The following is a 14,461-nucleotide window of genomic DNA, read 5'->3' as shown; positions in this document are numbered from 1 at the left end:
TTATCAGTACCTCCCATTAATGCGTTAACTTTATATCTCTGTTTTATTGAAATGCCGGATTGGAGATCACTCGAATACTTATTAAATGGCACTAAACGTCAAAAAGATGCTTATTACGCCTTGAATGAAATTGCATTAATGGAAAAGCTTAAGGATTATCATCCAATTTTAGTAGGCACAATTCCTATTGATATAGATATCCCAAAAAGTGACCTGGATATTATATGTCAGGCCCATGATTATGCAGATTTTGGCAAGTTAGTTCAATTTCATTTCGGCAACTTCGACAATTTTACCACTAATCAAAACGAAAACAGATTCCTTGCTAATTTTAAATACGGGGCTTTCGACATTGAAATTTTCGCAACCAATCAGCCAACCGAAGCCCAGCCGGCTTATCGCCATATGCTTATAGAAGACCGCATACTACAGCTATTGGGCAATAAATTCAGAAGTGAAATCCGAAACTTAAAAAGTAAGGGATTAAAAACAGAGCCTGCCTTTGGAGCATTGCTAGAATTTGGCAGTAATCCGTATGAAGTGTTATTAGTTTACGAACGTTGGTCGCCAACAGAACTCAAAGAAAAGTTGAGCTCCTTTATCACAAAATACCAATCTTAATTATTAGCCCGTTATCTTTATAGTAAACAAATACATTATGATAAAAATCTCTTATCCGTTTTTGCGTGGTAGCGTAGTTTTTATATGTTGCTTCATTACCAGCTCCTTAACATTCGCTCAAACAAAAACATTCAAGTGGACCACAGAACTTTGTAATTACGAGGGTGTCTATGATGTATCAAAAGTTACTGAACAACAATTAAAAAACACGTATGACCTATGGTTTAACAACGCTTATACACTACAAACAGATGCAACAGTCTGGAAACCGGAGGAGCTTCCTAACTTGAGTTTAGATAGACTGAATAAGGAATACACAACTAATGTTAATAAGTTAAAGGAACTGGATATTGTAAAGCTTCCCTGTTGGGAAAAACTCAAAGAGGAAACCATAAAAGAAATTGAAGAATGTTATAAGCTAAAAGCCGTTACCATAAAAGCCTATAACCATCCGGAGGTATTGAAAGAATATTCGCAAGGGCCGGGTGAATGCCAGAAATATGCCGATGCTTTAATTGCAGGGGGAGATAAAATGCTAGCTGTTTGGAAAGAAATGGAAGAAACTCAATGTAAAACAAATGCATCACCCCAAAACTGTGTCGATCGTTTTATGAACTTATATAACTCTTCTCAAAAGATGGAGTATGCTAAAATAAGATTAATGGCATTTGGCTGGTGGAATTGCAACAACCAACAGATTCCTTACCTATCACGCGATGTGAAGATGGAAGAAGAATTTCAAAAGCTTTTCAAGAATGTAAAATTCGAATGTGACGAACCTTAATCAATACCAACTCCCTAACTTATGACTCATAAAAAACTATTACTGGTAAGCATATTAGCGATTGCATGCTCTTGCCAAAATCTGGGCAATAAGCAAGCTCAAGAGTCAGCAAACAACGCTACTAAAACTGATTCATCAACAAAATCATTATCACAGCCAGTAGATGAAAATACAACACAAATTTCTGCGCAAGACAGCCTGTTTGATGATGGAAGTATTCCAACTTCATGGGCAAATGCAGGCTTCAATAATAGTACTGACTTCAAGCACTTTCTCATTAAATTTAAAGATTGGGTAAAGACAGACAATCAGGATAGTATTGCAGCGCATATCAAATTTCCACTTAAAAATGTTAATTCAGTAGCAGCATTTAAACATAAATACGTTGACTTATTTGATACAACTCTTAAGAAAACAATTGAAGAGCAACGACTTGACCGGATTTTCAGAAATACAGATGGAGCAATGATTGGGAATGGTGTTATTTGGTTTTCTGAATCGAACAATAACTATTACATTATTGCTATCAATAAATAACTCCAATGGATAAAAGAGTAAAATTTGATTTTGAGATCTATTTCACCAATGGTGGCAACTTAAAAGGTGAAGATTTTAGACTGGATATTGAAGGGGACGAAATTAGCGACGAGGAATTAGCCAATTATATTGTGAACGATCTTCGCTTATTAATGGTTGGAGAAACCAAAATAACCAAAAAAGAAATTATAGTTGAAGCACATAAGCGCAAAAACGATATTTAAATTGACCTGGCAATGCTGAAAAAAACATATACAATCTGTCTAATATTTTTCCTGTTTGTTCAAAATATATTCGGACAACAAAGCTCTTTGAATGAACTCATAAGAACAAAGAACTTCTTTGCAGCTCAGCAAGTATTGGCAAATTCAGAGAAAGAAATGACTCCGGAGGTAAAAGCGATTTACAATGCAGTTATTTTGAATGCATTTGGAATGGCACAGAAATCCAATGACACTTTACTTTCTATTTCCAAGAACAAAAGACCAACAACAGACAGCTTGGGCTTTCTTTTCCACCAAACGTTGTATGACAATTATGTAAAACTATTTAATTACAGAGAAGCGGCGATCAGTGGCTCCATTTTATTGAAAAACTATGCTTCTTATTACACTGCAAATAATCTAAAGGATGAAAAGGAGGCATTAAAAATCTGGGAATTACTGAAAGATATTCCGGTTCAAAAGATAACACAACCAAAAGCCGAAACTATTCAATTAAAGAAAGATCTTGCTCAATTATGGAATATCCCGGTTAAACAAGCTGACAGTGTATACGATTTCGTTTTTGACTCCGGAGCTGGTATTTCAACAATTACTGACTCCTATGCAAGGAAACTAAACTTAAAGATCGTATCTGATTCAACAGTTGGAATCAATAGCGGGCTAACAGGAAATACTACTTACGCCAAATTGGGTGTAGCAGCTAAATTGAATTTCAACAATATTGAGGTTAGCAATTGCATCTTCCTTATTTTTCCAGACTCTGCTTTAAGTTTCGCAAGTGGTGTCTATAAAATCAAGGGTATCATCGGATTTCCTGTTATAAAAGAATTAGGCACTTTACATTTTACGGAAAATCAGCTGTTAATTACCAAAGACAGTACTCCTAAAACTTCTATAAAAAACATGACCCTTGATCAACTTAAACCAGTCATTTACCTTACCTATAGGAATGAACTCTTACCTTTTACTTTTGACTCAGGAGCGCAAAGTTCTCTTTTAAGCGATGTATTCTATAAAAAATATCAATCTGATTTAGACAGTAAAGGAGTACCTACACCCTATACAATTGGAGGTGCTTCGGGTCAGAAAACCTTATCCGCAGTAAAAATTCCAGAAATTAAACTTTTCTGCGGAGCTTCTGCCATTATACTTAAAAATTGCATGGTAAGTAAAGAAATGTTGGATACTAATCAGGATGTTTATTACGGAAATATAGGACAAGATGTTATCAAGCAGTTTAAAACCATGGTCATTAACTTTAAAGAAAGTTACATAGCTTTTGAGAATTAATGATTAGAACTCAAACTAGCTGGCAATTTTATTACTTTCGTCAAAAAAATCACACATGTTAAAAAGAACATTCGCGCTTATTTCTTTGGGCATATTGACATTTCAAGCAACTTATGCTCAAAAAGCAATAACCCTACAACAAAATTTTCAACCTGGCAAAAAATACGGATATGCCATGAGCTATGACCAAAACATTGGTCAGAATATTATGGGACAAGATATCACGATGAAACAGCTCATGAAAATTGACTATTCTTTTGATATTACTACGGCCAGTGCTCCTGATAAAAATGTAAAGGTTACGTACAATAAAATCTACTCATTATCGGATGCAATGGGAGCAACTAGTGAATACGATTCTGAAAAAGATAACGGCACTGAAAACAATCCATTAAGCGCTTTAAAGGGAGCCAGCTTTAATATGGTTATCACCCCAAAGGGTGATGTAAAATCAGTTTCAGGAGTTGATAAAATGCTGGACGCAATGGCTCAAAAAAGCTCAAAAGACTCAGCAACTACTGCAACAATTAAAGATGCTCTTAATAAACAATTTGGTTCAGAAGCTGTAAAAGCTAGCATGGAAGCAGCTTTAAAAATCTATCCTGAAAAACCTATCAAACAAGGTGAATCATGGGTGGTAGAAACTGAACTAAAGAACATTCTTCCATTAAAAATGAAAACCACTTATACGCTAAAAGAAGTAAAAGAAAATAAAGCTTTTGTTGGGGTAGTTGGTACTATTAGTGCAGTTGGTCCTGTAGAAGTAATGGGCTTTACCATGCAAACCAATTTGAGCGGTACTAATAATGGAGATATGATTATCGATATTAAATCTGGCTTAGCACTAAACAGCGATATGAAAATCAATATCGGTGGAACGATGAGTGCCATGGGACAGGATATTAAAATGAAAATTGACGGCCAGAATAAAATTGCCGGCAAAGAATTATAAAATATTAACCACGCAAAGCCGTTAACACAAACTTATTTAGCGGCTTTGCGTAATTTTTATAACAAGCTTATCAGCCCTTCAAGCTTCATTCCCCTTGAACCTTTTACCAAAACAAATCCATTTTCAATCGGATGCTCCTTTAAATAATTAGCTGCTTGTTCAGTTGTTTCGAAAAAAGTGTAATCTGTCGATTGATCGTCTGCATTATAAAAATGCTTACCAATAAGGATAGCCTTTTTAACACCTTTATTTTTTAACTGATCAATTACTTTAACATGCTCGTCTTTACTATAATCTCCTAATTCAAACATATCAGCCAAAATTGCAATCTTATTATCATACATTGTACGTGCAAAGTTGTCAATCGCAGCTGCCATACTGCTAGGATTAGCGTTATAATAATCGCAAATGAGGGCGTTCTTAACCGTTTTCATTGCCTGAGATCGGTTATTTGTAGGCACATACCCTTCAACACCTTTACGAATCTGATCTACAGTCAATCCAAAGTAATGTCCTATACATATTGATGCCAGTACATTTTCAAAGTTGTAGGAACCAACCAGGTTAGCATTTACTTCATGCCATTGCTTTTCACCCGGAACGGTCCACTCTAGTGAAACATTTTCACCTCTTTCCAATCTTCTTCCTATAACAGCATTATTTGTACCTGTTCCATAGAAAACAATTTGCGGATGAGCGACAGACATTTCTACCAAAAATTCATTGTCCTGATTAACGAAAATCACTCCATTTCTTTGAAGAATATGATCGTACAGTTCTTTCTTCCCTTTTTTAACCCCTTCAAATCCACCAAAGCCCTCTAAATGTGCTCTTCCTACATTGGTAATAATGCCAAAATCCGGATCGGCAATGGACGACAACGATTGAATCTCTTTTTGATGATTTGCCCCCATTTCAATGATAGCAAAATCAACACTACCATCGATTGCCAAAAGTGTTAAAGGAACCCCAATATGATTATTCAGATTACCAATGGTTGCATAGGTCTTAAATTTCTGAGAAAGCACCGCATTGATTAATTCTTTAGATGTAGTCTTACCGTTTGACCCAGTTATACCCAATACAGGTATGTTGAGCCCACTGCGATGAAACTTTGCTAATTGTTGTAATGCTTCCAGAACATTATCTACCAAAATATAACGATCCCCTTGCACGTATTGCTCCTCATCAATAACAGCATAAGCAGCGCCACTCTCCAGCGCTTGCTTCGCAAACTGATTCGCATTGAAATTATCCCCTTTTAAAGCAAAGAAAATACTGTTAGGAGCAATCTTTCGAGTATCAGTGCTTATTACCGGATATTCTTTGTAAATATTATATAGTGATTGAATATTCATAATCTATTTTGCGCTAAGATACTAAAACACCGTTTTGATACGAATCCAATTCAAAAAATCGGCTAATAAAAAAAGGCTTCTCCAACTAAGGAAAAGCCTTTTGACAATATAATGTTAATTATTATTTGAAATTTGGACGTTTTGTTTTTCCTACACCAGGTGCACCTACACGACCCATTGCACAACGGAAACCAACTTCAGCAGATGATGAATCCTGATCCATAAAGCGACGAGCTCCAGGAGTTAACCAGTATGCACGATCATTCCATGAACCACCTTTGTAAACACGTGAACGGTTGTTAACCAACGATGTTTTACCATAACCATACAACGTTGCTTCGTCATCCTGATCTCTAACATCGTATTTCTTGATGATCTTAGTACCGTCTACTAAACGACCTACTGTATCAGGAACACGAGGAATACGGCCTAAACTGTCTTTTTTAGCATACACACCCTTACTGTCTTTTTGCTTAACAGTAAACTGATTACCACGGAATGGATTCTGATCGCTGATATCTTCAAATGAAAGTGGACGATATACATCTTGTACCCACTCATTTACGTTACCAGCCATACAATACAATCCGTAATCGTTAGGCAAATAGCTTTTTGCAGGAGAGGTAATATCTGCATTATCGTTCAGGTAACCTGCAATACCGGCATTATCACCACGGCCACGCTTAAAGTTAGCTAAGAATAAACCTTGAGTTTTACCTTCAGAACTACGTAATGTTAAACCGTTCCAAGGATAGATTTTTTTCTGTGTAATGTTTTCGTATTTAACATTTCCTTTTAATGCCAACGCTGCATATTCCCATTCAGCTTCTGACGGTAAACGGTATGAACCTGGTAATAAAATACCGTCTGAGTAACGAACCGAACGAGTTTTATTCGTTGCAGTTGGATCAAGGTTCTTAACGTTCTTCTTAACAACCCCTTCATACTGTCCTGCATAATAAGAATCAGTATTAAAGTTGTTAGCATCAGTTTGATTAGGATCAGACTTTAAAATGCCTTTATTAACCAAGATAGACTCATTAGCACGGTCAGTTCTCCAAATACAATATTCACTTGCCTGGCTCCAGCTAACACCAACAACCGGATAATCAGCAAAAGCAGGGTGACGCAAATAGTTATCTACATAAGGCTCGTTGTAAGCCAATGGTTTTCTCCAAACCAGTGAGTCAGGTAATGCACGTTCGTAAACTTCAGGCATACCTTTATATACACGACCTAACCAGTATAAATATTCTAACCAGTCAATATTACGAACCTCTGTTTCATCCATATAAAAAGATGTAACAGTTACACGTCTTTCTGTATTATCGTTTTCATAAGCAAGATCTTGCTCCAATGAACCCATTACAAAAGTTCCTCCCTCAATAGGGACTAAACCAGGGCCTACCGGATCCTTTTTCAAACTTATTTTTTGAAAACCGCCATTCTTAGGGTCGTTGTAATTCCATCCGGTTGTAGATGATCGTTCTTTTTTGTTACACGCAATGAACGACATCGGCAAACCAAATGCAAAGGCCAATATCAGATATCTCGTAGTTCTTTTCATTCTGCTTGAGAATAGTTGTGGTTATGTAGGTTTTGATTTAATTTTAATTCAAAGCTATAAATTTTATTTTATAGTTTAAAAACTGTTCCAAACCAATTATACGCACGAGAGGCTAAATTGTTGCAAATTAATATAAGGATTTTTTTTCATAAAATATTTATTGCATTTCATTTAATTTATTGTAGATTTTGCAAAAAATTAAAACTATTCATTTAGTTATTAACAAATATGTTAAAAGTCTTGCAGTACGGTATTAATATGCAGACTTTAGTACACAAAACTAAAACAAAAACCAAAAGAAAATCATTAACTTTAAAGCTATTATGAAGCCTATAAACAAGCATTTTGCAGTAGCGCTCTCACTCTCAATATCCATTTTAGCAGGTTCAAAGGCATCGGCTCAAGATGTACAAACAGATGGCCGATCGGGTAATTCTATTACAACAGCTGTGCCATTCTTGTTAATTGGCCCTGATTCGCGTGCCGGAGGGATGGGAGATGCAGGTGGTTCAACAACTGCTGATGTTAGTTCTATGCACTGGAATCCTGCTAAATATGCTTTTGCAGAATCTAAAGCTGGAATTGGCTTAGACTATAGTCCTTGGTTGCGTTCTTTAGGTATACAAGATATAATACTAGCCTATATGTCTGGGTATTACAAGATTGATGATCAACAAACCATCGCTTCTTCAGTTCGTTTCTTTTCATTAGGTGAGCTAACTTTTACAGACAATACAGGGCAGGTTTTCGGACAATACAATCCGAGTGAATATGCTATCGACGCTGCCTACATACGTAAACTTAGTGAATACTTTTCTATGGCCATAGCTGCACGTTATATTCACTCCAATCTAGGTTCTGGCAATATTAGCACAATTGATTTTAATCCGGGAAATGCGTTCGCATGCGATGTCGCCATCTACTATAATAAGGATGTGACTTTTTTAAACACCAATAGCAATGTTGCATGGGGCGTTAACATTTCGAACATCGGAACTAAGATGCAGTATGGTTCACGTAAAAATTTTCTTCCAACAAATTTAAGATTATCAGGGGCCTCAACTTTTAAGTTTGATGAGAACAATTCATTAGCAGTTACCCTGGATATTAACAAATTGTTAGTACCTACTAATCCGATCTATGATGATGAAGGAAATATTATTGCTGGAGAGGATCCTAATAAAACAGTTCCGGCAGGCATCTTCGGTTCGTTTAGCGATGCTCCGGGCGGCTTTAAGGAAGAAATGCAGGAAATCAACTTTGCTAGTGGCTTAGAATATTGGTACAGCAACCTGATTGCTTTACGCACAGGCTACTTTTATGAAAATCCAAACAAAGGCAATCGCCAGTATTTTACAGTTGGAGCAGGTCTAAAGTATGACGATATCAGTTTTGATTTCTCTTACCTGATTCCTGGAAAACAAAACAATCCGATGGAAAAGACATTACGTTTTTCATTGCTTTTTAATTTTGGCAAGAAATCCAACTCACTTTAGGCTTTTAAAAAGATTCTTATAAGATAAAACTCACTTGATGGTGGGCTTTTTTTATGAAAAATCTTATCCGGTTAAGACCAAATACCCACCCGAAAGCGGGCTTAATTTTAGGTGCCTAGTTTAAATTTTGCATCTTTGCCACTCAGGAAAAACTTTAGCATCATTATAATGAATTTTAGAATAGGTTTTGGTTTTGATGTTCATCAACTTGCCGATGGACACCCTTTTTATTTAGGAGGAGTATATTTAGAGGAAGCTAAAAAAGGTGCATTCGGACATTCTGATGCCGATGTGCTCTTACACGCTATCTGTGACGCTTTACTTGGCGCTGCAAACTTACGCGACATTGGCTTTCATTTTAAAAATACCGATGCTCGCTGGAAAGGTATCAGCAGTTTAATCTTATTGGAAGAAACCATGAAGATCATCGGCGAAAAAGGATATAAAGTCGGCAATATTGATTGTACTGTTTGTTTAGAAGCACCAAAAATCAATCCGCACATTCCTGCCATGCAAAAAGCAATAGCAGAGAAAATGGGAATCGATGAAGATGCTGTTTCGATTAAAGCAACTACCAATGAAACGTTGGGATTTATTGGAAGACATGAAGGAGTTACAGCTTCTGCTGTTGCCCTGATTTATAAAATTTGACCATAGATTATAATCCATAGTCAATAGTTTTTATTTTATCATTAATCTATTGACTATGGTCAAAAACCTCTTTGGCGCATGGCTTCAAAAGCTAAAATTGCAGTACTTGTAGAAACATTTAGAGAATCGATTTTTCCCCTCATCGGAATTTTAATCTGCTTATTGGCCCCGCTTAACCAATGATCGGTTAAACCCGTAGCCTCAGTACCCATCACAATGGCGCAAGGTTTGGCCATATCTGTTTCATGGTAAAATTCAGTTGCTGTTAATGCTGCTGCGTAACTTGTTATTCCTTTACTTCTTAACCAGGCTAATACTTCTTCATTAGTTGAGGCGACAATCTGTGTTGTAAACACACAACCAACACTTGACCGTATTGCATTGGGATTATAGATGTCTGTACGAGGATCACAAACAATAACTGCATCTGCTTGTGAAGCGTCTGCTGTTCTTAAAATAGCACCCAGATTACCCGGCTTTTCAACCGCTTCTAAAATGATCAGGAAGGGATTTGGAGAAAGCGCTAAGGTTTCAAGCGTTAAGTATTTGGGTTCAGCAACAATAATTAAACCGTCAGAGCCTTCGCGGTAAGCGATCTTATCAAAAACATCTTTACTTATATAAAAAATATCCCGCTGGCTCACCCCTTCAATCCGCTCATCACCCCAAACATCCTTACATACAAAAAGCGTCTTTATGTTAAATCCTGCATTTAATGCCAAATCCAACTCCCGATTTCCTTCAAAAACAATCAGGTGTTGCTTACGGCGTTCGGATGACTTTTCCTGCAGCTTTAATACGTTTTTTATTTTAGGATTTTGGGTTGAGGATATTATATCAAGCATGAATAATAGTAATCAAAGTTGAAGCGCAAAATTGATGATTTATTTAAGATTTAGGAAGATGCTATTATTGTTTAGATATATTCTTCTCTATATCACTAAAATCTACACCACATTTACAGTTTGAACCACAACTATTATTCTTTGGTTTTACCTGCCTATAGACCATCCGGCCAACATACCAAACAGCGATCAGGAATACTAATCCTACTAAAATTTGTTGAATCATATTTACAAAGTTATCTATTACCTACCCTATATGCAATGTTAAAAAATCATAAACAAGTCATTTTCAATTTCATTCATCCTAAAAATATTCAAATTAATATACGTATCTTTGCACCCTGATTTTTTTGAAAGCTATTTGTTGGATGCAAAACATTAGAAACATTGCGATTATCGCACACGTTGACCACGGTAAAACTACAACGGTTGACAAAATCTTACACACTTGCCAGTTGTTCCGTGATAACCAGGATGCAGGTGAGTTAATCCTTGATAATAACGACCTGGAGCGTGAGCGTGGTATCACCATCGTTTCAAAAAACGTTTCGGTTAACTATAAAGGGACCAAAATCAACATTATTGATACTCCAGGCCACGCCGACTTTGGTGGCGAGGTTGAACGCGTATTGAAAATGGCTGACGGTGTATTATTATTAGTAGACGCTTTTGAAGGCCCAATGCCTCAAACTCGTTTCGTAACCCAGAAAGCACTTGCTTTAGGCTTAAAACCTATTGTAGTTATTAATAAGGTTGATAAAGAAAACTGCCGTCCTGATGAAGTTCAGGAGAAAGTTTTTGAATTATTCTTCAACCTTGAAGCTACAGAGGAACAGTTAGATTTCACTACTCTATATGGTTCATCTAAGCACAGCTGGATGAGCACGGATTATAAAGTTAAAACTGAAGACTTTACTGCTCTTTTAGATGCTGTTATTGAACACATTCCAGCACCTCCCGTTTCTGAAGGTACTTTGCAAATGCAAATCACTTCTTTAGATTTCTCTAAATTCGTAGGTCGTATTGCAGTTGGTCGTGTTGCACGCGGAAGCATCTCTGAAAACCAACCGGTTACATTAATGAAAAAAGATGGCAAACTGGTTAAATCGCGTGTAAAAGAACTTTACACTTTTGAAGGTTTAGGTAAAGTAAAGGTAGATACAGTAAAAGCAGGTGATATTTGTGCCGTAGTTGGTATTGAAGGTTTTGACATTGGTGATACTATTGCCGATTTTGAAAATCCTGAAGCATTACCGGTAATGCACATTGATGAACCTACAATGAACATGTTGTTCACCATCAATAACTCACCATTCTTTGGTAAAGAAGGTAAATTCGTTACTTCTCGTCACTTAATTGAGCGTTTGGAGAAGGAAATGGAGAAAAACCTTGCATTAAAAGTTGAGCCTACTGCTTCAAATGATTCTTACTTAGTATTCGGTCGTGGTATTCTTCACTTATCGGTTTTAATTGAAACCATGCGTCGCGAAGGCTATGAATTACAAGTTGGTCAGCCACAGGTAATCATCAAAGAAATTGACGGTGTTAAATGTGAGCCGATTGAAACCTTAATCGTTGACGTACCTGCTGAAACTGCGGGTAAAGTAATCGAGTTGGCAACTATGCGTAAAGGTGAATTATTAGTAATGGAGCCTAAAGGCGACTTACAACACCTTGAGTTTGAAATTCCATCTCGCGGTATCATTGGTTTACGTAACAGTGTACTAACTGCTACTGCCGGTGAAGCTATTATGGCGCACCGTTTCAAATCATATGAGCCTTGGAAAGGTGAAATCTCTCAGCGTTCGGCTGGAGTATTGGTTTCTATGGATAAAGGTTCTTCAACAGCATATCGTATCGATAAGTTGCAAGATCGTGGTATTTTCTTTGTTGATCCGGGAGAAGAAGTTTATGAAGGTATGATTATCGGTGAACATAGCCGCGATTCAGACTTAACCGTAAACATTACTGAAGGTAAACAGTTAACCAACTTCCGTACTACTTCTAAAGACGATGCAACTCGTATTGCCCCGGCAACTAAGTTCTCTTTAGAAGAAGCAATGGAATACATTCAGGCTGACGAATACGTGGAGGTAACTCCAGTAAGCATGCGTTTACGTAAAATCATTTTGAAAGAGAACGAACGCTTGGTTGCTGCTAAGAAAAAAGCATAATTACCAAAATATAGTTACCAATTAAGGTAACAAAAACATAGCTAACGCCACCGCCCGATCATAAAGATTGGGCGGTGGCGTTTTAATTTATTACGTATTTTTGAAGCTTATCTATAAAGAGATTACTATGGCTACTGGTTTAATGGACCAATACAATAATCGCATTACCTACTTAACGAATGAAATTCAGCGCTACAGCAAACTGGTAAACAACTATTCATTAGCACGATTGGCAACAATTATTGGAGGGTTTCTTTTCTTCTTTCTTTCACTACAGTATGGCAATCCATGGATAAGCAGCTTGATTGCGTTTACTATTATCTTCTTATTTGCCTGGTTAGTTTCAAAGCAAAGTAAATATGAAGGACAAAAAGATTACCTACATAATCTAAAGTCGATCATTGAAAACGAAGTTGCCAATAAAATCTTTAGAACGAATATTTATGATGATGGAGAACGGTTTATGGATGACCATCATCATTACACATCCGATCTGGATATTTTCGGCAATCGTTCATTATTTCATTTTATTAACAGGTGCTCAACTTTCTTAGGAAATAATACTCTTGCGAACTGGTTTAAGGCACCAACAGCGACTGCCACTGTAACCGAAAGACAAAGCGCCATTAAAGAAATTGCCAGCAAGGATGAATGGCGAACCCATTTTCAAGCAGTCTTATTATTTAACAATAAGGCCGACAATAGCTTAATAGATAAGCTTGTAAATTATATTAATCAACCCGTGGTTCCCATGCGTATACTGAGATTTTATGTCATAAGTATTGCTCCGTTTTTGTTTTTAGGCGTTCTGATCTTCTCCTCTTTAAATCCTTCTGTCAGCGGGTTATTAATTATTCTTTCGTTAATTCACTTGGCGATTGTTTTTCGTCACCAGTTGTATGTAAACAAAACTGATGCGCTTATAGGAAAAACAGGTAAAACATTGGGCCTTTTTTCCGCCGCATTTAAAGCGATTGAGGATGAAAAATGGAATACAGCACTTTGTACTGAACTATCAAACAACGTAAATGGAAAAGAAAACCATAGGATTTCAGGTGCTATCAATCAACTTTCAGCTTTAATTAAAAAGCTTGATTATCGTTTAAATATATATGTTGGCATTGTATTAAACTCCATATTCCTTTGGGACCTTCGACAGGTTTTCGCTATTGAAGATTGGAAAACCCAAAATAAAGCAGCCATTGGCGAAGCTTTTGAACATCTAGCCGTTTTTGAAGCATTAAACAGTCTTGCAGCATTCGAGGTAAATCATCCGGAAAATTGTTACCCCGAAGTTGTGGAGAGTGAAAAGTACTTATATGTTGCCGAAGGCATTTCACATCCATTAATTGACCAGAACATTCGGGTTGCTAACGACTACGAACTCAGTAATGAAAACAAGATAGATATAATTACAGGCTCTAATATGGCAGGAAAAAGCACTTTCTTGCGTACTTTAGGTGTTAATGCCGTACTGGCTCTTAGCGGCGCTTCTGTCGTTGCCAAGACAATGAAACTCTCCCCAATTAATCTGGTCAGCTATATGCGAATCAGAGATTCGTTGAATGAAAGCACATCAACATTCAAAGCTGAGCTAGATCGTTTACAGATGATTCTTGAAGTTGTAAAAGATCAGCCTCAAACATTTTTCCTGATAGATGAAATGTTGCGCGGAACTAACTCTGTTGATAAATACCGTGGATCAAAAGCAGTAGTTGAAAAACTGGTTGCTCAAAACGGCGTAGGGATTGTTGCTACTCATGATCTGCAAATTGCCCACCTTATTCAAAAATACCCAGACTACGTTCGTAATTTTTATTTTGACATTCAGGTAGAAAATGACGAGATGCACTTCGATTATAAATTTAAAAAAGGAGAGTGTAAAACGTTCAACGCATCTTTATTGTTAAAACAAATTGGGATTGAAGTCGAATAAATTTAAATCAACTATTGCTGATTGTA

The 14,461-nt window shown here is 36.7% G+C and carries 14 protein-coding genes; 10 read left to right on the top strand and 4 right to left on the bottom strand.

Going from position 1 to position 14,461, the window contains the following annotated elements:
* The first annotated feature begins 51 nt into the window (after positions 1-51).
* The 6 genes from SOLCA_RS20960 to SOLCA_RS20935 all read left to right on the top strand — a co-directional run bounded on the left by SOLCA_RS20960 (position 52) and on the right by SOLCA_RS20935 (position 4,408).
* On the top strand, positions 52-621 hold the full coding sequence (locus SOLCA_RS20960) for a DUF4269 domain-containing protein (RefSeq protein WP_014682489.1): 570 nt from the start codon (positions 52-54) through the stop codon (positions 619-621).
* Positions 622-658: 37 nt separating this feature from the next.
* Positions 659-1,405, top strand: a complete 747-nt coding sequence (locus SOLCA_RS20955) for a hypothetical protein (protein WP_014682488.1) — start codon at positions 659-661, stop codon at positions 1,403-1,405.
* Between the two features lie 21 nt (positions 1,406-1,426).
* Entirely contained in the window at positions 1,427-1,942 is a 516-nt protein-coding gene (locus SOLCA_RS20950) for a hypothetical protein (protein WP_014682487.1), read from the top strand.
* A gap of 5 nt (positions 1,943-1,947) precedes the next feature.
* A complete protein-coding gene (locus SOLCA_RS20945) occupies positions 1,948-2,166 on the top strand; it encodes a hypothetical protein (protein WP_014682486.1) in 219 nt (72 codons plus the stop codon).
* A gap of 87 nt (positions 2,167-2,253) precedes the next feature.
* Entirely contained in the window at positions 2,254-3,456 is a 1,203-nt protein-coding gene (locus tag SOLCA_RS20940) for a retropepsin-like aspartic protease (RefSeq protein ID WP_157604620.1), read from the top strand.
* A 55-nt stretch (positions 3,457-3,511) separates the two neighbouring features.
* Entirely contained in the window at positions 3,512-4,408 is an 897-nt protein-coding gene (locus SOLCA_RS20935; RefSeq protein ID WP_014682484.1) for a DUF6263 family protein, read from the top strand.
* Between the two features lie 56 nt (positions 4,409-4,464).
* Here the strand turns inward: SOLCA_RS20935 and SOLCA_RS20930 are convergent, their stop codons facing one another.
* Both SOLCA_RS20930 and SOLCA_RS20925 read right to left on the bottom strand, forming a co-directional pair.
* Complete coding sequence (locus SOLCA_RS20930; protein WP_014682483.1) at positions 4,465-5,766, bottom strand: UDP-N-acetylmuramoyl-tripeptide--D-alanyl-D-alanine ligase; 1,302 nt, start codon at positions 5,764-5,766, stop codon at positions 4,465-4,467.
* A gap of 121 nt (positions 5,767-5,887) precedes the next feature.
* On the bottom strand, positions 5,888-7,333 hold the full coding sequence (locus SOLCA_RS20925) for an SUMF1/EgtB/PvdO family nonheme iron enzyme (RefSeq protein ID WP_014682482.1): 1,446 nt from the start codon (positions 7,331-7,333) through the stop codon (positions 5,888-5,890).
* A gap of 323 nt (positions 7,334-7,656) precedes the next feature.
* Between SOLCA_RS20925 and porV the strand changes: the two genes are divergently transcribed.
* A complete protein-coding gene (porV, locus tag SOLCA_RS20920; RefSeq protein ID WP_014682481.1) occupies positions 7,657-8,829 on the top strand; it encodes a type IX secretion system outer membrane channel protein PorV in 1,173 nt (390 codons plus the stop codon).
* A 168-nt stretch (positions 8,830-8,997) separates the two neighbouring features.
* The gene (gene ispF / locus SOLCA_RS20915) at positions 8,998-9,480 is read left to right on the top strand and encodes a 2-C-methyl-D-erythritol 2,4-cyclodiphosphate synthase (protein ID WP_014682480.1); all 483 of its coding nucleotides are present in this window, start codon (positions 8,998-9,000) and stop codon (positions 9,478-9,480) included.
* Positions 9,481-9,539: 59 nt separating this feature from the next.
* Here ispF and SOLCA_RS20910 read toward each other — a convergent pair whose 3' ends face one another.
* Together SOLCA_RS20910 and SOLCA_RS22955 are read right to left on the bottom strand one after the other, a co-directional pair.
* Entirely contained in the window at positions 9,540-10,325 is a 786-nt protein-coding gene (locus tag SOLCA_RS20910; RefSeq protein ID WP_014682479.1) for a TrmH family RNA methyltransferase, read from the bottom strand.
* A 64-nt stretch (positions 10,326-10,389) separates the two neighbouring features.
* Complete coding sequence (locus tag SOLCA_RS22955; protein WP_014682478.1) at positions 10,390-10,551, bottom strand: FeoB-associated Cys-rich membrane protein; 162 nt, start codon at positions 10,549-10,551, stop codon at positions 10,390-10,392.
* A gap of 142 nt (positions 10,552-10,693) precedes the next feature.
* Between SOLCA_RS22955 and typA the strand changes: the two genes are divergently transcribed.
* Entirely contained in the window at positions 10,694-12,499 is a 1,806-nt protein-coding gene (gene typA, locus SOLCA_RS20905) for a translational GTPase TypA (protein WP_014682477.1), read from the top strand.
* 127 nt (positions 12,500-12,626) lie between these two features.
* A complete protein-coding gene (locus tag SOLCA_RS20900; protein ID WP_014682476.1) occupies positions 12,627-14,435 on the top strand; it encodes a MutS-related protein in 1,809 nt (602 codons plus the stop codon).
* Positions 14,436-14,461: the final 26 nt, after the last annotated feature.

The organism is Solitalea canadensis DSM 3403, assembly GCF_000242635.2.
Lineage (GTDB): Bacteria > Bacteroidota > Bacteroidia > Sphingobacteriales > Sphingobacteriaceae > Solitalea > Solitalea canadensis.
This window is presented reverse-complemented; position numbering and strand designations above follow the sequence as displayed.